The 21,361-nt window shown below is 50.0% G+C and carries 22 protein-coding genes; 7 read left to right on the top strand and 15 right to left on the bottom strand.

The genetic code is table 11. The annotated features are described in order from the left end of the window. Window positions 1-3: 3 nt before the first annotated feature. Genes HZB62_07120 through HZB62_07110 form a run of 3 tightly spaced genes read left to right on the top strand, consistent with a single transcriptional unit; the run spans window position 4 to window position 1,819 of the window. Window positions 4-753, top strand: coding sequence for an ATP-binding cassette domain-containing protein (locus HZB62_07120; protein ID MBI5074923.1), 750 nt, complete (start codon window positions 4-6; stop codon window positions 751-753). An 11-nt stretch (window positions 754-764) separates the two neighbouring features. Beyond that, a complete protein-coding gene (gene mlaD / locus HZB62_07115; protein MBI5074922.1) occupies window positions 765-1,205 on the top strand; it encodes an outer membrane lipid asymmetry maintenance protein MlaD in 441 nt (146 codons plus the stop codon). A gap of 5 nt (window positions 1,206-1,210) precedes the next feature. Next, window positions 1,211-1,819, top strand: a complete 609-nt coding sequence (locus tag HZB62_07110; protein MBI5074921.1) for an ABC transporter substrate-binding protein — start codon at window positions 1,211-1,213, stop codon at window positions 1,817-1,819. Between the two features lie 11 nt (window positions 1,820-1,830). On the opposite strand, the gene HZB62_07105 is transcribed toward HZB62_07110, so the two are convergent. Next, complete coding sequence (locus tag HZB62_07105; GenBank protein ID MBI5074920.1) at window positions 1,831-2,931, bottom strand: VacJ family lipoprotein; 1,101 nt, start codon at window positions 2,929-2,931, stop codon at window positions 1,831-1,833. Between the two features lie 317 nt (window positions 2,932-3,248). On the opposite strand from HZB62_07105, the gene HZB62_07100 reads away from it, so the two are divergent. Beyond that, on the top strand, window positions 3,249-4,685 hold the full coding sequence (locus tag HZB62_07100; GenBank protein ID MBI5074919.1) for a DegQ family serine endoprotease: 1,437 nt from the start codon (window positions 3,249-3,251) through the stop codon (window positions 4,683-4,685). A gap of 83 nt (window positions 4,686-4,768) precedes the next feature. Here HZB62_07100 and HZB62_07095 read toward each other — a convergent pair whose 3' ends face one another. From HZB62_07095 to mtnP, 9 genes are all read right to left on the bottom strand, one after another. Then, complete coding sequence (locus HZB62_07095; GenBank protein ID MBI5074918.1) at window positions 4,769-5,128, bottom strand: aspartate 1-decarboxylase; 360 nt, start codon at window positions 5,126-5,128, stop codon at window positions 4,769-4,771. 139 nt (window positions 5,129-5,267) lie between these two features. Next, the gene (gene gatC / locus HZB62_07090) at window positions 5,268-5,546 is read right to left on the bottom strand and encodes an Asp-tRNA(Asn)/Glu-tRNA(Gln) amidotransferase subunit GatC (GenBank protein MBI5074917.1); all 279 of its coding nucleotides are present in this window, start codon (window positions 5,544-5,546) and stop codon (window positions 5,268-5,270) included. 4 nt (window positions 5,547-5,550) lie between these two features. Then, entirely contained in the window at window positions 5,551-7,647 is a 2,097-nt protein-coding gene (locus HZB62_07085; protein ID MBI5074916.1) for a UvrD-helicase domain-containing protein, read from the bottom strand. Window positions 7,648-7,740: 93 nt separating this feature from the next. Continuing rightward, complete coding sequence (gene glmS / locus HZB62_07080) at window positions 7,741-9,567, bottom strand: glutamine--fructose-6-phosphate transaminase (isomerizing) (protein MBI5074915.1); 1,827 nt, start codon at window positions 9,565-9,567, stop codon at window positions 7,741-7,743. 51 nt (window positions 9,568-9,618) lie between these two features. Continuing rightward, complete coding sequence (gene glmU, locus HZB62_07075) at window positions 9,619-11,010, bottom strand: bifunctional UDP-N-acetylglucosamine diphosphorylase/glucosamine-1-phosphate N-acetyltransferase GlmU (GenBank protein MBI5074914.1); 1,392 nt, start codon at window positions 11,008-11,010, stop codon at window positions 9,619-9,621. After that, complete coding sequence (locus HZB62_07070; GenBank protein ID MBI5074913.1) at window positions 11,007-11,636, bottom strand: DUF502 domain-containing protein; 630 nt, start codon at window positions 11,634-11,636, stop codon at window positions 11,007-11,009. Before HZB62_07070 ends, glmU begins: the two co-directional genes overlap by 4 nt. Before the next feature lie 72 nt (window positions 11,637-11,708). Beyond that, window positions 11,709-12,464, bottom strand: a complete 756-nt coding sequence (locus HZB62_07065) for a YebC/PmpR family DNA-binding transcriptional regulator (GenBank protein MBI5074912.1) — start codon at window positions 12,462-12,464, stop codon at window positions 11,709-11,711. A 243-nt stretch (window positions 12,465-12,707) separates the two neighbouring features. After that, window positions 12,708-14,081, bottom strand: coding sequence for a sigma-54-dependent Fis family transcriptional regulator (locus HZB62_07060; GenBank protein ID MBI5074911.1), 1,374 nt, complete (start codon window positions 14,079-14,081; stop codon window positions 12,708-12,710). Window positions 14,082-14,096: 15 nt separating this feature from the next. Beyond that, entirely contained in the window at window positions 14,097-14,888 is a 792-nt protein-coding gene (gene mtnP, locus HZB62_07055) for an S-methyl-5'-thioadenosine phosphorylase (protein MBI5074910.1), read from the bottom strand. A gap of 91 nt (window positions 14,889-14,979) precedes the next feature. Between mtnP and HZB62_07050 the strand changes: the two genes are divergently transcribed. Both HZB62_07050 and HZB62_07045 read left to right on the top strand, forming a co-directional pair. After that, window positions 14,980-16,365 carry a TldD/PmbA family protein gene (locus tag HZB62_07050; protein MBI5074909.1) on the top strand — a complete coding sequence of 462 codons (1,386 nt, stop codon included), beginning with the start codon at window positions 14,980-14,982 and terminating at the stop codon, window positions 16,363-16,365. 129 nt (window positions 16,366-16,494) lie between these two features. Next, window positions 16,495-17,382: a UDP-3-O-acyl-N-acetylglucosamine deacetylase gene (locus HZB62_07045; GenBank protein ID MBI5074908.1), complete on the top strand. Its 888-nt coding sequence runs from the start codon at window positions 16,495-16,497 to the stop codon at window positions 17,380-17,382. Between the two features lie 255 nt (window positions 17,383-17,637). Here HZB62_07045 and HZB62_07040 read toward each other — a convergent pair whose 3' ends face one another. The 5 genes from HZB62_07040 to HZB62_07020 all read right to left on the bottom strand — a co-directional run bounded on the left by HZB62_07040 (window position 17,638) and on the right by HZB62_07020 (window position 20,727). Then, complete coding sequence (locus HZB62_07040) at window positions 17,638-18,198, bottom strand: winged helix-turn-helix transcriptional regulator (GenBank protein MBI5074907.1); 561 nt, start codon at window positions 18,196-18,198, stop codon at window positions 17,638-17,640. Window positions 18,199-18,614: 416 nt separating this feature from the next. Then, window positions 18,615-19,154 (bottom strand): DsrE/DsrF/DrsH-like family protein, encoded by a 540-nt coding sequence (locus HZB62_07035; protein ID MBI5074906.1) that lies wholly within the window; start codon window positions 19,152-19,154, stop codon window positions 18,615-18,617. 11 nt (window positions 19,155-19,165) lie between these two features. After that, on the bottom strand, window positions 19,166-19,390 hold the full coding sequence (locus HZB62_07030) for a sulfurtransferase TusA family protein (protein MBI5074905.1): 225 nt from the start codon (window positions 19,388-19,390) through the stop codon (window positions 19,166-19,168). A gap of 69 nt (window positions 19,391-19,459) precedes the next feature. Further along, entirely contained in the window at window positions 19,460-20,305 is an 846-nt protein-coding gene (locus tag HZB62_07025) for a deoxyribonuclease IV (GenBank protein ID MBI5074904.1), read from the bottom strand. A gap of 206 nt (window positions 20,306-20,511) precedes the next feature. Next, on the bottom strand, window positions 20,512-20,727 hold the full coding sequence (locus HZB62_07020; GenBank protein MBI5074903.1) for a DUF1858 domain-containing protein: 216 nt from the start codon (window positions 20,725-20,727) through the stop codon (window positions 20,512-20,514). A 213-nt stretch (window positions 20,728-20,940) separates the two neighbouring features. Here HZB62_07020 and HZB62_07015 point away from each other — a divergent pair, with 213 nt between their 5' ends. Next, complete coding sequence (locus HZB62_07015; protein ID MBI5074902.1) at window positions 20,941-21,357, top strand: hypothetical protein; 417 nt, start codon at window positions 20,941-20,943, stop codon at window positions 21,355-21,357. Window positions 21,358-21,361: the final 4 nt, after the last annotated feature.

Below are 21,361 nucleotides of genomic sequence, written 5' to 3'. Positions count from 1 at the left end.
GATATGATCGAACTCATCGGTCTTTATAAATCGTTTAAGGGTCAGAACGTGCTGAAAGGCGCAGACCTGCTCATCCCGACCGGCAAGATCGTTACGGTCGTGGGCAAGAGCGGATGCGGCAAGAGCGTCCTGGTCAAGCACATTATGGGTCTTCTCAGGCCGGATGCAGGGCAGGTCCTGATAGACGGCATCGATATCACAAAACTCCCGCTGGCTGAGCTTGACCGGATACGGGAAAAACTCGGTGTTCTTTTCCAGGGGGGGGCATTGTTCGATTCCATGACCGTGGCAGAAAATGTAGCCTTTCCCCTGAAAGAAAAGACCAGCATGAGGAAAGCTGAGATACAGGAAAGGGTCATGCGTGCGCTTGAGGACGTAGGCCTGGGAGACCGGGGAAACAAATTTCCGGAAGAATTGAGTGGAGGCATGAAAAAACGTGCGGCCCTTGCGCGGGCACTCATAACAGAACCTTCCCTGGTGATCTTTGACGAACCGACGACCGGCCTCGATCCGGTCATCACCAGTTCGATCCATAAGCTCATAAAAACAACACATGATAAATACGGTTTTACGGCAGTGATCATAAGCCACGAGGTTCCCGGCATCTTCGGGATCGTCGACAAGGTAGCCGTGCTGCATAATGGGATCATTGAACAGGCAGGGACTCCTGATGAGATCAGGAACTCGACCAATCCTGTCGTAAAACAGTTCATCACCGGCTCGCTCGAAGGGCCTATCGATATCATATCCTGAGGAGAACAACGATGAAAAAATTCGATCTTGAACTTGCAGTGGGCATCTTTCTGCTGATAGGAATTCTTTCAGTCGGGTATCTTTCCGTGAAGCTCGGCAACCTGGACCTCACCGGCAAAAGAGGATATACTCTCCTCGCCGAGTTCGAAAAGGCCGGCGGCATAAAGCCCGGAGCGGTTGTCGAGATAGCCGGGGTTGAAGTGGGCTCGATAAAAAATATACGTCTGAGCAATAATACGGCATTACTGGAACTCACCCTTGATGACAGCGTAAAGGTCCATGACGACGCAATTGCCTCCATAAAAACAAAGGGGCTGATCGGCGAGAAGTTCATCCAGATAACTCCGGGCGGCTCGGACAAAATCCTCCCAACCGGCGGGAAGATCAGGGACACGGAATCTGCCGTTGATATCGAGGAATTGATCTCAAAATTCGTATTCGGAAAGGTATAGCATTCATGAAAAAAAACAGGCTCTCCCTGGCCCTTGTGGCCTTCATTGCAGGACTCTCTCTGGCCTGCTTCCCTCTCAGTGCAAAGGCAGGCGAACCGACCGATCAGGTGAAGGAAACGGTCGATGCGGTCATGAAGATCCTCAATGACAAGGAATTAAGGAAGCCGGAAAAGGAAAAAGAGCGGCGTTCCGGCATCCGCCAGACGGTAATAAAGCGTTTCGACTTTGAGGAGATGGCAAAAAGATCACTTGCCGCCCACTGGAAGGACCGGACTCCTGCCGAGCAGAAGGAGTTCGTGGCCCTTTATTCCGATCTCCTTGAAAACACCTACATCAAAAAAATTGAGCGGTACGAAAATGAAAAAGTCGTGTATTACGACGAGAAATCAGACGGCGATTACGCCGTGGTTAAAACGAAGATCGTTGACAAAAAAGGGCTCAGCATCCCGGTTGAATACCGGATTCTCAGGAAAAAGGATAAATGGGAAGTATATGACATTATCGTCGAGGGCGTAAGCCTCGTGAACAACTACAGGACACAGTTCACTCAGATCATAAGGTCAAGTTCGTACAACGACCTGGTAAGGCGTTTGAGGGAAAAAGTAGTCAAGTAATCCGGGGGCAATTACTCCCGAATTTTGTTTCTCCTGAACTGCTTATACATATCCCGTATTGAAATGTACGCATCCATTGCAGATTCCTTGATGTCTTCATAATCGCCGATCTTGAAAGAAGTATCATTGACCCGATCAAAAGACCGCACGACTATCGCATCCCTCACCGGCGTTATGTGCCCTATGGGGTCAAGAAAATAGTCACCGACCGTTCCTGCCGTATCCCGCAGGGAAGAAGGCCCCAGGAACGGCAAAACAAGATAGAACCCCTCCCCTAATCCATAGGCGCCGAAAGTCTGGCCCAGGTCCTCTTCGCTGGTGATGAGTTCAGGGTGTCTGGAAGCGATATCGAATAATCCGGCAACGCCAACGGTGCTGTTGAGAACAAACCTGGCGAATTCTGTTCCAACCTTATGCATCTTTAGCTGTAGGAGTGCATTGACCAGCCTTACCGGAGCCTGCACGTTATCAAATACATTCCGTACTCTCATCCGGCCCCATTCCGGCACGATAAGTCCATAGACACGGGCCGCAGGTTTCACCGCCCAGAAATAAAACTTATCGTTGAAGGTGAAGAAAACGCGGTTTATCGGCTCCAACGGGTCTGCAATATCTTCATTATCCTGGGAACTATCAGCTCCGGCACCAGGTTTCTCCGGTTTGTCTGCTGCTCTCCTGAAATTCATATTAATGGCTACCTCTGTCCCCTGAAGCTTCTCACTCCCCTGCTCAGCGCGATCAAAGGAACTGCTTTCGCCGGCACGCAGCGTATCTCCTGATGCCAAACCTGCAGGCCCTGTGTCTTCGTCACTGTAGCCGGCAACATCAGACACGATAACCGGTTTCATGGAAAATGCGCCGTATGCTTTAGCCATCGGTTTTTGGACAAGGACATAGAGGTTGTCACTGACTACATAATACGTCTGCGAGGATGCCCCAGGCATAACGGCTGTTTCAAGCCGCCCCGAGGGATTAGGGATACTGCTGCCGGCATTATCACTATGCTCTAATTCTGCTGCAAGGCGAGCGCCGGCATTGCCCGGCACGACAGAGAACAAAAAAACTGCCAGCACCGCAATGAACCGCACGGATGATCTTTTATCTGTTTTCATATTTACTACCGGCCTTTTCACGAAAATTTTACACGTTTCTTTACGTGCTATTGTACTACAAATTGCGTTTTTTGACTAACGCTGCATGGATGGTATATATTTTCTTTAAGCAGAAACATTATCCTCCGGATCATTACCCGTTCCCGGAGGAAAAAGCAGCGGCGGTAATTGCTATGTTATGTACCGCATTGCGTTCAAAGATCGGTCCGGGAACACAATACATGTCGGAAACTTTTCTGGACGATACGGGTTAAACGCTATGAGCCGGCAAACAGGAGGAAGTCATGAACTTTCGCTCATCATTCTTGGATAAAACAATGCGTTCGTTGGTCGTCTTAATAACCGGCATATTGTTAACACTGCCGTTTCTGGTCACCGTGTCCGATGCCCAGGGGCCTAAGATCTCAGAGCAGTCTGTTGATCTTCTTACCAGAACAGGACAGGCAATGGCAGAGGTAACAGCCGCCGTTAAACCAGGCATTGTAAATATCCTGACGACCAGAACGGTCAAGGTTGGCAGCGGACAGGACCCCTTTCTTGATGACCCTTTCTTCAAAAGGTTCTTCGGTGACCAGTTTGGACGTCAGAGACAGCAGCCCAGGGAACAGAAGTCATCCGGCCTTGGTTCCGGTGTCATCGTCTCCCCGGACGGATATATCATCACCAATTCCCATGTAGTGAAGGACGCTGATGAGATCAAGGTTACCCTCACCGATAAAAGGGAATTTATCGGCAAGATCATCGGCTCTGATCTGAAGACCGAAATAGCCGTGATAAAGATCGATGCAAAGGGCCTTCCTATTGTTCCTTGGGGCAACTCAGACAAACTGCAGGTCGGCGAAGTGGTCCTTGCCGTTGGAAACCCTTTTGGCCTCAATCAGACCGTAACTATGGGTATTGTGAGCGCCCTCGGAAGGGCAAACGTCGGCATAGCTGACTATGAAGATTTTATCCAGACAGACGCAGCTATCAACCCCGGCAACTCAGGCGGTGCACTCGTCAACGTAAAAGGTGAGGTTGTGGGCATCAATACCGCTATATACAGCACAAGCGGCGGTTACCAGGGGATCGGCTTTGCCATTCCGAGCAATATGGTGAAGTCCATTATGGAAAGTCTTATTAAGAGGGGCAAGGTTGTAAGAGGGTGGCTTGGTGTTTCGATCCAGAAGGTGACGCCGGAGCTTGCAAAACAGTTCGACCTGAAGGATGAGGTCGGTGCGCTCGTAGGGGATGTTGTTGAAGACGGCCCGGCCGAAAAGGCCGGACTGCAGAGGGGAGACATCATTTTTGAGTATGACGGCAAAAAGATCGAAGAGCCCTATATTCTGAGGAATATGGTCGCAAACGCACTGCCCGGCGAACAGCATACGGCAAAGGTTTTGAGAGACGGCAAGGCGAGGACCATGACGATAACCATTGGCGAGCTTCCTGCTGACGCGTCGCAGCCTCTTGAAGCGGGTGATTTTCAGAACGCCCTCAAGGGAGTCAGTGTTCAGGACATGAATCCCGAACTCGCAAAGAAACTGAAGGTCCCGGACAAGATCAGGGGGGTCATCGTCAGTGACATCGAAGAAAGCAGCATTGCTGCGGGAGCCTTGATGCAGGGAGATGTGATCCAGGAGGTCAACCGGAAGAAAGTCATTGATGTGAAGAGCTATAAGGATGTGGTCGCCAAAATTAAGAAAGAGGAATCTGTCTTGCTTCTCATATTCAGAGGAGGGTCTTCCCTCTTCGTTACGCTCTCGCAAAAATAGCCGTTCAATAAGTAAAAAAGGCCGCTGAGAATGATCTCAGCGGCCTTTTTTTTCGGACACAGGTCACGCGAATATAAATAATCTTACTTTTTCTTCTTCTTTGAGATCCGGTTCTTTGCATCGACGAAAACGATCTTTGGCTTGATCTCTTTGGCCCTGGCATCGTCGAAGTAACTGTAGCAAAAAATAATGACCTTGTCGCCGACAGCTCCCTTGCGGGCAGTCGGGCCGTTCAGGCAGATCTCGCCTTTCTTCTTGCCCGGGATGACATAGGTCTCGAAGCGCTCGCCGTTATTCATGTTGCTGATCATCACCTGCTCGTAGGGAAGGATATCTGTTTCCCTGAGGATCGACTGGTCGATCGTAATACTTCCCTCATACGCAAGGTTCGATTCCGTAACCGTTGCCATATGGATCTTCGTCCTGAGCATGCACCTCAGCATGCTGCCTCCGGCAGATAAAAAGCTGTCAGAGAAAGCATAACAACTGCTTCAGATTTCCCCAAACACTTTTTTTCAAGCTTTACAGATGATGGCTGACTGCTGATGGCTGACCGCTGATAGCGGTTTACTGTTAGCTTTTTCATTCTATTATCTTCGGCACGCGGTAAAAGGCGTCTGTCTTGTCAGGCGCGTTCATCAGGGCAACTTCCCTGTCCAGAGAGGGCCTGAGCGCATCCTCCCGCATGACGTTGCTGATCGAGATAACATGAGAAGTAGGTTCAATACCGGTTGTATCAAGTTCATTAAGCTTTTCCACATACTGAAGGATATGGTCGAGCTGGTTCCCGTACACCGACTTTTCCTCTTCCGTCAGCGACAGGCGGGCAAGCCGCGAAAGATGCTCGATAGCAATGTTCATCCGTTCAGATCTTCGTCAGATTAGCCATTTTCAGCGACAGTCTCTTCAGCCCGATCTGGGGGAAATTAACCATGACCTTCTGCTCCTCGCCGTCCCCATAGCAGTCCCGAACAACACCCACCCCCCAGACAGGATGCTTGACCCTGCAGCCGGCAGCAAACGGGACATGCGTTTTCCTGACGTCATATTTTTTCCGGTTATCGCAGACAACCTTGATCGTCTGCGGTGCAGAGATCTTCTCGATCCATCTGCAGCACGCCTTGGGGAGATCCTTCAGAAAACGCGACGGCTCCTGTTCCTGGAGCTTTGAATAGAGCTTCCTCTTCCGTGCACCGGACAGGAAGAGGATATCCTTGGCCCGCGTCATGCCGACATAGCAGAGCCTCCGTTCCTCAGCGACCTCTTCAGGGTTCCCGATCGATTTAAAATAGGGGAGAAGTCCCTCTTCCATACCGGAAAGAAAGACCACCGGAAACTCAAGACCCTTTGCATTGTGAAGTGTCATAAGAGAAACAAGGTTTCCGCCGGCTGCCTGCTCAGGGCTGGACATGAGCGAAACCTTATCAAGAAAATCTTCCATGTCCCGCCCTTCGCCGGACGCGATAAGTTCGATCACATTTTGCTTTCTCTCTTCGTCAAGCTGGCCAAGACAATCGACCTTGTCCGTGATCGCCTTGAGAAGATCGCCGGCGCTCTTGTAATGGACAGAGGAAAGTTTATCGATGAGAGCAATAAAAGAGCTCAGTTTTTCCCTGGTAGAGGCAATAATACCATTGCCTTTGATGCTGTTCTTTATGGCATCGTAAAGACAGATAGACTGTTTCTTTGCCTCATTCTCGATCTTTGTCAGGGTAGCTGCACCGATCCCTCTTGCGGGCGTATTGATGATCCTTCTCAGGCTTACATTATCCCCATGATTCAGCACAAGGCGCACGTATGCAATGATATCCTTGACCTCTTTTCTCTGATAAAAACTGACGCCGCCGACAATATGATAGGGCAGCCCCGACTCGCGAAGGGCGTCTTCAATAGCACGTGACTGAAGATTCACGCGGTAAAGGATACCGATGTCCCTGAACGCGTACGAACCTTTGAGATAAAGTTCCTTGATGACCTTGGCGATATGCTTTGCCTCTTCCTCTTCCGAACTGAGCCAGCAGAAATTGACCATTTCGCCGGTACCCCGTTCAGTCCAGAGTTTCTTGCTCTTCCGGTCGGCGATCATCGAAATGACCCCATGGGAAGCATCAAGAATGTTCTGTGTAGAGCGATAGTTCCTTTCAAGCCGCACGACCCTGGTCTTGGGAAAGTCCTTTTCAAAATTAAGGATATGCTTCACATCAGCACCCCTGAACTTGTATATGCTCTGATCGTCGTCGCCGACTGCGCAGATGTTCCTGTTCTTCTGGGCCATCATCTTTACCAGCTGATATTGGGCATTATTCAGGTCCTGGAACTCATCAACAAGCACATAGGGGAACTGTTCCTGATATCTTTCAAGTATCTTCGGATGCTCTTTAAAGAGCTTAACGGTGAGCATGATAAGGTCATCAAAATCAACGGCATTGGAACGTTTCAGTTCATCCTGATAGCGCACATAAACCTTTGCGAGCTTTTCATCAAAACCGAACCCTTCACCGGCAGAAAGAAACTCCTCCGACCCGACAAGAGCCGCTTTCAGGAGGTTCATGCGGGATGAAACTCCCTTATACAGCGCCTCATAAATCTTGAACTCCTTGAGGATATGTCTGATCAGCGTGCAGCGGTCATCTTCATCATAGATAGAAAAATCGTTGCCATATCCAAGGGCCTTGATATCCTTGCGGAGCACCCTGCTGCATTGCGAATGGAGCGTGCCTATCCAGGAAGTCTTCATTTCCTTGCCCAGCAGACCCCTGATCCGCTCCCTCATCTCGTTTGCAGCCTTGTTCGTAAAGGTCACCGCGAGGACAGAATCCGGGGACACCTTCCTGGCTTTAACAAGATGGGCGAACTTGTGGGTGATGACCCGTGTCTTCCCGCTACCCGCGCCTGCCAGAACAAGGATCGGACCATCAGTGATTTCCAGTGCCTGTTTTTGCTGGGGATTCAAATCTTGCATGAAGACCTCGTTATACATCGATTTGCCGTTCGGTATAGAATACCAGATATGACCCCTGCAAATCCACTTTCTACGGGCTTTCTGCGTGCTCTCCTACTCAACCGTTACACTCTTTGCAAGATTACGGGGCTGGTCAACATCGCAGCCTCTCAGCACCCCGATGTGATAAGCGAGGATCTGGAGAGGGATAACAAGAAGCATCGGCTGAAGATAGGGATTTGAGTCAGGCACCAGGATACAGGTGCGGGAAATGTCACAGACCTCGCCATTGCTTTCATTCGATATGGCAACCACTCTGCCGCCTCTGCTGTTCACTTCCTGTATGTTCGTGATAATCTTTTCATAGAGCCTGTCCCTCGGCGCAAGAACGACGACCGGCAGCTCTTCATCGATAAGCGCTATGGGACCGTGTTTCATCTCTCCCGCAGGATATCCCTCTGCATGAATATAGGATATTTCCTTGAGCTTGAGCGCACCTTCGAGGGCTATCGGGAAATTGATCCCCCGGCCCAGATAGATAAAGCCCCGTGCCTTGAAATAGTCACGCGCGACCGTCTTGATCTTGTCCTCTGCCGTAAGCGTCCTCTCTATCTTGCCCGGCAGCTCAAGCAGCTCCTGCAGAAGCTCCTTTGACCTTTCACGGTTCACGGTTCCCCGTGTCTGGCCAAGGGCGATCGCGAGGAGATACAGTGACATGACCTGGGTCAGAAATGCCTTTGTCGATGCAACGCCTATTTCCGGCCCTGAGTGGGTGTAAAATACGGCATCCGCTTCACGCGCAGACGTGCTTCCCACAACATTGCAGATCGTAAGCGTTCGCGCGCCCCTGAGCTTTGCCTCACGCTGCGCTGCAAGCGTGTCAGCAGTCTCCCCGGACTGGGTTATCACGATCATAAGGTCGCTGCTGCCGATCAGCGGGTCCCGGTATCTGAACTCTGACGCGATGTCAACCTCGACAGGCACGCGCGCCAGTTCCTCGATCATATACTTGGCGATAAGACCTGCGTGCCATGATGTCCCGCAGGCCACGATGTAGACCTTCTTTATCCCTGCCAGGATCTGCTGCGACAGGCCGAACTCTTCAAGGTTCACCTCGCCGGTCTCAGCTGAAAATCTTCCCCGCATCGTATCGCTGACCGCACGAGGCTGTTCGAAGATCTCTTTGAGCATGAAATGGCGGTACCCGCCCTTTTCAGCCATCGAAGGGCTCCAGGTTATCGCAGTTACTTCCTTCTGCACCATAGTGCCGTCAAGGGTCGTGACCATGACTCCCTCCGGCGTGATCACCACCATCTCTTCATCGTCAAGGAACATGACATTCCTTGTGTAGCTCAGAAAGGCCGGGACATCCGACGCAATAAAGAACTCGCCTTCGCCAAGACCGACCACCAGAGGACTGTCCTTGCGGACCCCGACTATCTTGCCCGGTTCTTTTTCACTGACCACGGCAATGGCATAGGCACCTTTTACTTCCCTGAGCGCAGCCCTGACAGCGTCTTCAAGGGACAGGGGACCTGCATAGTCCCTGATGAGATGGCAAAGCACCTCGGTATCCGTATCCGAGGTAAAGGTATACCCTTTTTCCAGAAGCTTCTTTCTGAGAGGCAGGTAGTTCTCGATGATACCGTTATGAACGATAACAATGTCGTCTGACCTGTGGGGGTGGGCATTCTCTTCAGAGGGTTTTCCATGCGTTGCCCAGCGTGTGTGACCTATACCTGCCGTACTGAAAAGATTCTTCGATTCGACTACTGCGGCAAGTTCCCTGATCTTGCCCTTGCACCGAACGACCTCAAGCCCCTTGCCGGTATGGAAGGCTATGCCCGCTGAATCATATCCGCGGTACTCGAGCCGCTTCAGGCCCTCCAGCATGACGGAAACCGCATTCCTGTTCCCGATATATCCAATGATCCCGCACATTTCAGAACCGCAATGCGTGAAGCGTGAATCGTGAATAGTTCAAAGAAAAACTCATTTTTTTGCCTTCCCCTTGGCCTTGGCCTGTTTGTTCTTCACCCAGTCTTTGATATTCCTCTGTTCCGTTCTGCTTACTGCAAGAGATCCGGGAGGAACGTCCTTTGTGATCGTTGATCCAGCACCGATATAAGCACCCTTGCCGATCTTCACCGGCGCAACAAACTGCGTATCGCTCCCCACAAAAACATGGTCACCGATAATGGTCTGATGCTTTTTCTCTCCGTCATAGTTGCAGGTTATGGTGCCGGCGCCAATGTTCACTTCACGGCCGACCACAGCGTCTCCGAGATAGCTGAGGTGAGATGCCTTTGCACGGTTCCCTATGACAGCCTTTTTCAGTTCAACGAAATTCCCTATCTTCGCATGGGCTCCGATCTCGGAGCCGGGCCGGATATGTGCAAAAGGTCCTACGCTTGCACCCGTGCTGACATGTGAGTCTTCGATCACGGTCGAGTCCCTGATAACAGCATGGTCATCGATCGTGCTGCGGAGGACCCGCACGTGAGGATAAATGGTCACGTTGCTGCCTATCTTTGTGCCGGCTTCAATAAAAACATTCGGATAGATGGTCGTGTCCCTGCCGATCGAAGTATGAGGATGGATAAACGCTGAGGCAGGATCAAGGAAGTTCACTCCCCTGGCAATGCAGTTCCGGACCACACCCTGCCGCATGACCTCAGCGGCCCTGAGCAGTTCTTCCCTTGTATTCACACCCATGAACTCTGTTTCCCCACCTATGGCAAAGGCGGACGTCCGCAGGCCCTGCATGAGCGAAAGGGACACGATATCGGTCAGATAATATTCGCCTTTCTGCCTGTTCATTACCAGCCGGTCAAGAAGAGAAAAGGCATCATGATCGATGGCATAGACTCCGCTGTTCACTTCATGGATCTTCTTTTGGCTGTTATCAGCATCCTTCTCTTCCACAATAGCAAGGAATTTTTCGGTCCTGTCCCTGATTATCCTGCCATAACCCTTCGGGTCTTCTGCATGGAACGAAAGCACGGAAACAGCATTATGGTTCTTCTGATGAAGTGCAAGAAGTCGTTTGATCGTCTGCGGCTCAATGAGCGGTGTGTCGCCGTTCAGGACGACCACCGTCCCCCTGAAGTTCTTCAAAGCAGGCATGGCACTCTTCAGCGCATCACCAGTACCCTTAGGTTCTTTCTGAAGCATGAACTGAACATCAGAAACCGTGATCTCTTTCCTGAGAATATCGATCTGTCTGCCGGCAACCACGATTACGCGCTCGGGTTTCAGCTTCGCTGCAGTGTCTATGACAGCCTGAAGCATGGGCATGCCGCAGACCCTGTGGAGCACCTTTGGCAGAGCAGACCTCATTCTCTTGCCCTGACCTGCGGCAAGTATGATGCAGGCAGTTCTCATTCCCTGGATTCACCTATCCGGTGAGGCGCTGCGATCCCACCGGAGAGGATTATCTTCATGCCCTCATCAACCGGGATATCCGTAGCAAAAACATCCCCCTCAGGCACCAGTACGATCTCTCCCATATAAAGGTTGTTCGTCGGTACATATACGGCCCTGAGGTTCAATTCTTTTCCGCTGCCCTCAGCCAAAACCGTACTTTCTTTGGTAAGAAATCCGAAGGCATAGGCCCCCTTCCGGGGATATTCAATGATCACGACCTTCCTGAATGATGATGTTGTGCTCTCCGGCGAGAAGGCATCAACAAGCTGTTTTATCGCCGTATAGAAACTCTTGAACACAGGGATGTTGAGAAATATGCGTTCAAAGAAAAGAATGATCTTTTTACCGAAGACATTCGTAGAAACGATGCCGACGACAAAGACAAGAATGACCGCTGAGATGAAGCCGAGACCGGGCGTGTGATACCCGAGGATCTGGTAGTAGATCGGCTCAAGCAGACCATCAACAAACCTGAAGAACCAGGCGATTACGAGGATGGTTATAATTGCCGGAATCGAGATAAAAAGTCCGGCGATGAATTTTCTTTTGAACGTAACCCTGATCGATGTTGCCGTCATATACATCTTACCACCCGCTCCCGAAGCATATTACTGCCCTGAAAAAGACCACATCCCTGCGGAGCTCGCAACCACCGGTCACTTATTGATCTTTTCCGCCACGTCATCAGGAATGTCGAAGTTGGCGTACACGTTCTGCACATCATCATTATCCTCAAGTGCATCAATAAGCCGCAGCATCTGCTCAGCGGCCTTCTGGTCAAGAACAACATAATTCTTCGGCAGCATCGTTACCTCAGCAGACTCAAGGGGAATGCCCGCCTTCTCAAGCGCCTCTTTCACGGCAACAAGGTCTTCAGAAGCAGTAATGACCTCAAAGTTGGCTTCCTCCGGATCGTTCTTCATGTCCTCTGCGCCGGCGTCCAGCGCGGCATTCATTACCGCATCTTCAGCTGCTCCTGATTTACTGACCAGGATATAGCCCTTTTTATCAAACATCCAGGCAACACATCCCGACTCGCCGAGACTTCCCCCGTTCTTTGACATGATAAAACGGATCTCCGGAACGGTCCTGTTCTTGTTATCCGTCATCACCTCGACCATGACCGCAACACCTGCGGGGCCGTACCCTTCGTACAGATACTCCTCATACGACATGCCCGGAAGTGCTCCTGTTCCCTTCATGACCGCCTTTTTTATATTATCGTGAGGCATATTCACTTCTTTGGCAGCGTCTATGGCAGTACGCAGGCGAGGATTACTGTCAGCGTCTCCTCCACCGAGTCTGGCTGCTGTACTTATTTCCTTCACGATCTTGGTGAAGGCCTTCCCTCTCTTGGCGTCGGTGATCGCTTTCTTATGTTTTATTGATGCCCACTTCGAATGTCCTGACACAAATCCCCCTGAAAAGTAATTAAATACTGAAATATAAATTATTCGTAATTTTAATAATAATGGCAAGCTGTTCAGACTGTCAAGGAATCAGGCCGAACACGTTCCCGGAACTCAGGATCTATCAGGTCTTGATCGGTCTGTCCTTGCAAAAACCCGAGCTTCTGCCGGCAACCTCAAAAAAGAAGCCTGGATTGCTTCGCTTTGCCCACAATGAAAAATCTTTTTTTTCTTTATCCGGGGCGATCAGGGGTTCTCGATCCCGTAATCCCTGATCTTGGTCAGCAGGGTCTTGTAGCTCACCTGAAGGATCTCCGCTGCCTTCGTTTTGTTTCCTTTCGTATCCTTCAGGGCCTTTGTGATGCGCTGCGTTTCGACAATGCGGGTCGCCACTTTCATGACCTCTTCAAGTGTGCCGTCGGCCGGAAGGCTCCTCAGAGAACTCTCGACAGCCATCTGCCTGTTCAGCACAATGTGGTCATCGGTAACAGTGTCTCCCTCGCAAAGGATGATGCCGCGTTCGATACAGTTCTCCAGTTCCCGCACATTTCCTTTCCAGGGATAGTTGGTGAGCAGATCAAGGGCAGCCCTGGCAATATGCAGGTGCGGTTTTTTGAGTTCACGACAGTATTTGTCCATAAAGAAATCGACCAGAAGCGGGATGTCGCCTTTCCTGTCCCGGAGCGGCGGTATCACGATCGGGAAGACGTTCAGCCGATAAAAAAGATCTTCCCTGAAGAGCTTCTCCTCAACAGCCTTTTCAACGTCCTTGTTACTTGCAGCAACGATCCTCACATCGATCCTGATAGCCTTGATGCCGCCCACCCGTTCTATCTCGCCTTCCTGGATGACCCGCAGGATCTTTGCCTGGAGCAGCAGGTCCATCTCAGCGATCTCGTCAAGAAAGACCGTCCCCTTGTCAGCCAGTTCGAACTTGCCGATCTTCCGCGCCTCGGCGCCGGTAAAAGATCCCTTCTCATGGCCAAAAAGTTCTGTTTCGAGAAGTTCCTTCGGTATGGCAGCACAATTAATGGCAACAAACGGATGATCCCTTCTGTCGCTCAGGTTGTGAAGCGCGCGCGCGAAGAGCTCCTTGCCGGTGCCGCTCTCCCCCAGGAGGAGCACGGTTGTCTTTGCAGAAGCAACCTTCTGAACCTTCTGGGCAACGTTGGTTATCTCCCGGCTCATCCCTATTATCTTCGGTGTGCCAAGCTTACCCGTCAGTTCATCCTTAAGCAGCATGTTTTCGGTGACAAGCCGTTGGTTCTCAAGCGCCCGCTTGATCAGGAGAAGAAGATGGTCAGTATCAAAGGGTTTGGTAATAAAATCAAAGGCCCCTTCTTTCATTGCAGCCACAGCGGTCTCTACGGTTCCAAAAGCTGTCATCATGATCACCGGCGCAAGCTGATTTTCTGCTCTCGCCGCCTTCAAAACATCGAGGCCGTCCTTCCGGGGAAGTTTCAGGTCAGTGATGATCAGATCAAAACGGCCTTCCCGTATCTGACGGATACCTTCCTGGCCATCGCCTGCAAGAGCAACGCGGTACCCCTCTGCTTCCAGGGTTTCCCTGAGCATCTGTGCCATGGAATCTTTGTCTTCAACGATCAGAATGGTCTGCATACGATTATTATTCTATCAGGCCTGCATCCTGGCGTTCTTCAGACTGCTGCCGCAGGAGCAGACAGGCTCTGCCGGGCTGAGACTGAAAAAGGCTTTGAGCAATGCCCTGACCTGCTCCATGGAGGCTTTCATGGAATCTATGACCTCTGTTGCCGTAAGCCTCCCTTCTGTCAGACCTGCGGCAATATTCGTAACAACTGCCACGCAGGCAAAGCAGATCTCCAGTTCACGGGCAAGACCCGCCTCAGGCATGCCGGTCATGCCGACGACATCAGCGCCGATCAATGCATATTCCCTGATCTCTGCCGCGGTCTCCAGCCTCGGACCGTTCACGGTAATATACGTGCCTTTTTCCAGAACACGGAGCCCGGCCCCTCTAGCGGACGCAAGCAGCGTCTTTCTGAGGTCAGGACAAAATGGTTCCGTAAGATCAATATGCACAACATCATTCTCATCATAGAAGGTGGCTTCCCTTCCGCTTGTCCTGTCAATGATCTGATCAGGCAGAACAAGAGAACCGGGCTTCATCTCTTTGCTGATCCCGCCGGTTGCACCAATGGAGAGTATCCTCTTTACGCCAAGTGCGCGGAACCCCCAGATGTTTGCCCGGTAATTTATTTTGTGAGGAGGAATATGATGCAGGGAGCCATGCCTCGGCAGAAAAGCGATCTCTCTCCCAAACAGCCTTCCGATACGATAATGATCAGAAGACTCGCCATAGGGCGAACTCACCCTCACTGAGTCAATGATCTCAAGTTCAGGGATAGCATAGATGCCGCTTCCCGCAATTACGCCAAACTCAGGCAATGGATCTCCTTCTGTTCACAGGGGCATATGCAGCAGCCCTGCCATTCAATAGTGCTATAATAACCTACTTGGCACAAATGGTGAACAGAAAATGATCGAAAAAGACCTGCACCTTGACCTCCTGAATACGGTCCTCTCCCGGGGCGGCGAATACGCTGACATCTTTATTGAATCACGAAAAATGACATCGCTGGTCATAGAGGACAGCAGGCTTGAGAAGATCATTTCCGGCACTGAAGCAGGGGCAGGCATTCGCCTTCTGATCAACGGCAAGACCTCCTATGCGTATAGCAATGACCTCTCCCCCCGTGTGTTACTGCAGTCAGCCTCAGATGCAAGCAGAATGGCTTCAGCACACCCGGTGAAGGCCATGACATCTCTTGCTCAGAGAGATCCTTCTGCGCAGTTCGATATACGGTCCATGCCGGAGAGCATTCTGCTTGAAAAAAAGATAGCCCTTGTCAGAAACGCTGAAAAGACCGCCCGATCCATTGATCAGCGCATCAGGCAGGTCACGGTCATATACAGGGATTCTGTCCAGGATGTTCAGTCAGCAGCCTCTGACGGGTTCATTGCGGAGGATAAGCGCGTCTACACTCTGCTGATAGTCCAGGTCATCGCAGAAGAGGATGGGGTCGTGCAGACAGGGTATGAGGCTGTCGGCGGATTTTCCGGTTTTGAACTTTTCGAAAAGGAAAATGTCGAAGAACTCAGCCACAAGGCTGCTCAGCGTGCCGTCATGATGCTGGGCGCGCGCAAGGCCCCGGCAGGGAGAATGCCGGTGGTGATCTCATCCCGTGCAGGCGGGACCATGATCCACGAGGCCATCGGCCACGGTCTGGAGGCGGACCTTGCCCAGCAGGGTCTTTCGGTCTTTTCAGGGAAGCTTGGGCAGCGCGTTGCATCCGAACTGGTCACGGTCATAGATGACTCAACCCTTCCCGGCAGAAGGGGATCGTTCAGGTTTGATGATGAAGGAACACCGTCACAGCGCACGGTTCTTGTCGAAAAAGGCATTCTGAAGAGTTTCATGTATGACAGACTCACTGCCATGAAAGACGATGTTCGGTCAACAGGCAATGGCAGACGCGAATCATACGAAAGCAGGCCCATCCCGAGGATGACCAACACGTTCATTGCGCCGGGAACTGATGAGCCGGCGGATATTATCCGGTCAGTTGACCAGGGCCTGCTCGTAGTAAAAATGGGGGGCGGCCAGGTAAATACGGTCACGGGTGATTTTGTCTTTGACGTTCAGGAGGGCTATCTTATCAATAACGGCAGGAAGGCGGAACCGGTAAGAGGAGCAACACTTGCAGGCAACGGGCCGGAAGTGCTGAAAGCGATCGATATGGTCGGCAGCGATCTCGGCTTCTCTATCGGAACGTGCGGCAAGGATTCGCAGGGCGTGCCGGTTACAGATGCGATGCCAACGGTCAGGATACCTGAAATCGTGGTAGGCGGGGCTCACGAATAGCAGTTTTCCTGGTCATATACTGATGCAAAAATAAGACAACTATTGTTATTTATCAACGCAACTTTCCAGCATACCCATTGAAAACAAAGAATATACATGGTGGCATTCTACTTGCATCTCTGACATGCTATGCGCGCACAGAGAACCATAAAAAATGAGGTGTCTTTTGAAGGTATAGGCCTCCATACCGGCAAGCATTCATCGGTGACTTTTAAACCTGCTTCGCGCGATGCGGGCATAACGTTTATAAGAACAGACAAGCCGGCCGTCATCAAAGCTCATGTTGGAGCAGTCATTGATACTGCGTTTGCAACCACAATTGGAATTAATGGTATAAAGATCAGGACGATAGAGCATATGCTTGCGGCACTCGCCGGGCTTGGAATTGACAATATTATCATTGAAGTGGCTGGTCCCGAGATACCAATTCTTGACGGCAGTGCAACGGAGCTTATCAGTATTATTCTCAGAGCCGGTATTGCGAAACAGGGCAAAAAAAGACCATACCTGAGGATCAATAAACCCTTTATTTTCGAAGATGGCCATGCGCATATAGCAGCATTTCCGTATTGCGGGAGCAAAATAACCCAAAGCATCTTTTTCCATCATAACGGTATTGGCGAACAGAGGATCAATATTGACATTACTGAGGAAAATTTTGTGACAGAGATCGCTCCGGCAAGGACCTTTGGGTTTCTGAAGGATATTGAATACCTTCGCAGCAACGGTCTCGCAAAGGGCGGTTCTCTGGACAATGCCGTTGTCATGGGAGAAAACGGCGTAATCAATGCGACGGGACTCAGATTCAAGGATGAGTTTGTCAGACATAAAGTTCTTGATTCTATTGGAGATTTTTCTCTTATCGGATTCCCGATCTACGGCCACATTGTTGCAAGTAAGTCAGGCCACTCAAGCAATATCAAGTTTCTGAAGAAACTTATGTCCTCTCCTGAGACTTGGGATATTATTGTTGAAGAGCAGTTGCATCATACCCACGAAGCGCAAATAAGTATTTAGTATCAATAAGTTAGCAGCATCAAAAAAACATTTTCCTAATTGTGTTTGGCTTGTGCTAATATAAACAAAAAAAAGCTGGGGAATTGCTGTTCCCCAGCTATAGTGACCAAGTATCTCTAAGTTATTTCTTCTTCTTTGCTGCTGCCTTCTTCGGAGCTGCCTTCTTTGTTGCTGCCTTCTTTGCTGCGGGCTTCTTTGCTGCTGCCATGTTTGGTCACCACCTTTCTTTACCCCAACTGTCGGGGGATGTTGAGATTAAAGCTTCCCCATCAGGATAATCTTCTCTCCTGATAGGAGCTTTTCAAATTCCGGGTCTCCGCTTTCCTTCTTGCTCTTGAACTCGGCCTCATCCATCATAGTGACGCTGATCTTCTTGATGAAGCGCTCCTCTATATCCTTTATACCATCAAGTGATACCGCGCCGACGATCATCACATTAACCGTGTCCGCCTCCTCACTTTCCGTGTAGGGACCGAAAATGAACGCTATCTTCACTCCGGTTGTCTTTAGCATGGCCTTTAGCGCCCCGGGCACGCCTAATGATTTGGCAATGATGCTTTTCAGCTCAGTAAAGAAAGGGGATTTTTTATCAGCCTGAAAATATTTAAGGTTAGCAACTTTCTTGCTTATAAGGATGCCCATATTTTCAAGATTGTCGAGTTCTCTTTTTACACCGGAGGGGTTTTTTCTCAGAAGCGTGGCAATTTCCCTGACATAGAACCTTTCGTCAGCATTATTAAGCAGAAGCGCAAGAACATCAGCTCTGATCGCTGAGGAAAAAAGACTCTTGAGTGTATCACGTGCCTGCTTGCTCATGTCTTGTGTATATTTATACAACAGGAGTATCCCTCTTGTCAACAAAAAAATGACAAATAAATACAGAACGTATTTTTTCTGATACAGACCATTATCTACAAATAAACAATGTCTGTAATTATCTGAACGATTCTGCTGATTATAACAACGAACGATTATTATTACTATATGGATATTACTGTATAGACAACAGTAAGTGTGGGAACAGCATTATTCGTTCTATGGAAGTGATGGAAGCACACTGATAAATGCATTATCTATATATTGCGGTCAGAAGTTATTAACAACTATTTATGGGATTTTAGTTCGACAGCGTATGGCCAGTAAGGCAGCAGCAGTTCTGCAGGATAATGCCAAGGGCAGCCTGACGAGATCAATAAAGATTCAGGCAGGCTGCCCGTATGGAAAAATTGAAGCTAAATAAAAAGCGATGTATTTGAATTAAAAGAACTGCCCAAGTAGGCCGCAACACCGCCGACCTCAATGCCATCTATCAGATCTTCCCTCTTGATGCCCATAACATCCATGGACATCTGACAGGCAACAATCTTCACGCCGAACTCGATGGACGTATCTACGAGGGTCTGGAGCGAAGCAATATTTTTTTTGCCCATCATGTAGTTAAATAGCTTCGGCCCGATCCCGGCAAAGTTCATCTTCGAGGTCGGAAGATTGGCTGTTCCCTTGGGCCGCATCATCGTAACCATTTTCTCAAGAAAATTCTTCCCGGCGCCGGTCATGGTCGGCTTCTTAAGCACATCGAGCCCCCAAAATGTAACGAAGATCGTCACTTCCTTGCCCATTGCAAGCGCGCCGTTCGCAATAATAAAGGCTGCAAAAGCCTTATCAAAATCACCGCTGAAAAGCACCATGGTGAGGTTTGACCTGTTTGCCTCTACCTTTTCTAGCCGCGTCTCAAGCTCCTTAATCTTCTCCTGGACAGCATCTGTAGTCATAACGTCCTCCGTTACTTCTTTGTGACGGTAACAGTAATGTTCTTACCGTCCTTTACAATCCCGCTCATAGGATGACCGGTCTCCTTGACCCAGGCAAGAATATCAGGCTCAAAGCCGGCATCATCGCTGGTAGCCTCAAATACGTCGCCTGAAACACCCTTTTTTACTGCTGCTGCCAGTTTCATGATCGGCATGGGGCAGCTCATTCCCTTCAGATCCAATGTAGTCTTTGCCATGTTTTCCTCCTCAAACGTATTATTTTTTACTATAACCAATTGTCAATAAGTTTAGCAACTAAAAATAATTTATGCTATAAGCAATCTGACATTGTTCAGATTCCTCTCGTCGTCTTCGTCAGATTTTTTGGGTGTCTCCAGGATCAGGGGGATATTCAGAAAAAAAGGATGCGCAAGGAACTTCTTCAGCCCGGCACTTCCTATCGCGCCTTCTCCAATATGCTCATGTCTGTCCACACCAGAACCCACAGGCTTCTTCGAGTCATTCAGATGAATAAGTCTGAGGCTCTCCTTGGCCATATATTGACCGATCTCTTTCGCTAACCCCTGTACGCCGTTTTCAGTGGCAATATCATAACCCGCAGAAAATGCATGGCAGGTGTCAAGGCAGAGACCGGCGATAAGGCCGGATGGAACCTTTTCCATGATCCCTGCTATCTCCGCTATGCGCGAAGTAATGTCTCCCCGCTCGCCGGCCGTATTTTCGAGCAGAAGTCCTGCCTTCCATCTGCCCTGTTCAGCTACCTGTTTCAGCGCTTCCACTGCCCTCACGCGGGCGGCATCAGGCAGATCACCTGAAGCGCTTCCGGTGTGAAGCACCACGTATTCAGCAGCGATCGCGTCTGCTATATCCAGTTCTGACCTGATCATGGCAACGGATCTTCTTTGCAGGTCTCTTTGGGCAGATGCGAGATTGATCAGATACGAGGTATGAATGAAGACAGGCTGGATGTCAAACTGTTTCTTTAAGGTTCTGAACCTCGTGATCTCGATGGGATCTCTGATGCCAATTCCCCATCCGCGCGGGTTGTGCGAAAAAAACTGAACGGTTGAGCATCCAAGGTCCCTGGCTCTTTCGAGGCCTTTATCAATGCCGCCGGCAATAGAAACATGAACGCCGATTCGTCGCTCCATGATGGCATAGCATAACAAAAAAAGCCCTCTGATGATAAACCAAAGGGCTCCTGCAGGTACGCGTTCCTGCCTTTTTGATTAGTGGCCGCCGTGGATCAGCACAGGCAGGCATCTTACGCATACATACTTCTGGCTTCCCTCATGCAGGCACGGCAGAAGCACCCGTTCCTTATCAGTAGCATTGCAGACAAAACATTGCGCCATGGTCATCCCTCCAGTTCGTTAATTTCTTTGACGATCTTGTCCGGGTCAAGATTGTGCATCATGGCGCCGAACGAAAGCGACTCCACGTTGATGCCAGGGCAGGTGAAGCACCCGCCGCCGAAATACTTCTGTATGATGTCCTTTGCTCCCGGCACATCCCTGATAACATCTCCTATAAGAGTTTCCTTTGTCACTATCTTCTTATCCGTTGTTGCCATTTCGTTATCCTCCCTGGAAATTATTCGCTTTTCTGTTTTTTATTCTACCTCATGATACAGACGGATACTATGACCTTCATCATATGGGCACCGCCGGTTTATAAGGATGTATTGAAGAGCATGATCATTGACGTATGACGTTCATCATAGACACCCTGTTCATTCTGTTTTATGATGTAAGCAGAAATCATAACAGTATCCTGAGGAGGGAATATGGACAGATTCGTAAAAAACTTCATCATCATGAGCATCATGTACCTTGCGGTTTCGACAATACTGGGCATTGTGATGCTTCATCATCCGCGGGCGCTTTCTTTCAAATTCGTGCACTCGCACCTGAACATGCTGGGTTGGGTATCGATGATGATCTACGGTGTCGGCTACCATATCCTGCCGAAGTTCGCAGGCAAGTTTCTCAAGTCGCCCAGGCTTGCAGAACTGCAGTTCTGGATAGCCAATGCGAGCCTTATCGTGATGCTGCTCTTCTACACGATGAATGTGCTGAGCCCAACATCGAGCTACATCACGATCGCAACGCTTGCAGGCATTGCCCATGCCTTTTCGATCGGCATCTTCTTCTACAACATGCTGGCAACCCTGCTGCCTGCCGCACCGCCGCCCCAGAGATAAGGAG

It is taken from the genome of Nitrospirota bacterium (assembly GCA_016214855.1).
GTDB lineage: Bacteria > Nitrospirota > Thermodesulfovibrionia > Thermodesulfovibrionales > UBA6898 > UBA6898.
The sequence above is the reverse complement of the archived record's forward strand: the minus strand, read 5'-3'. Positions and strand labels throughout refer to the sequence as shown.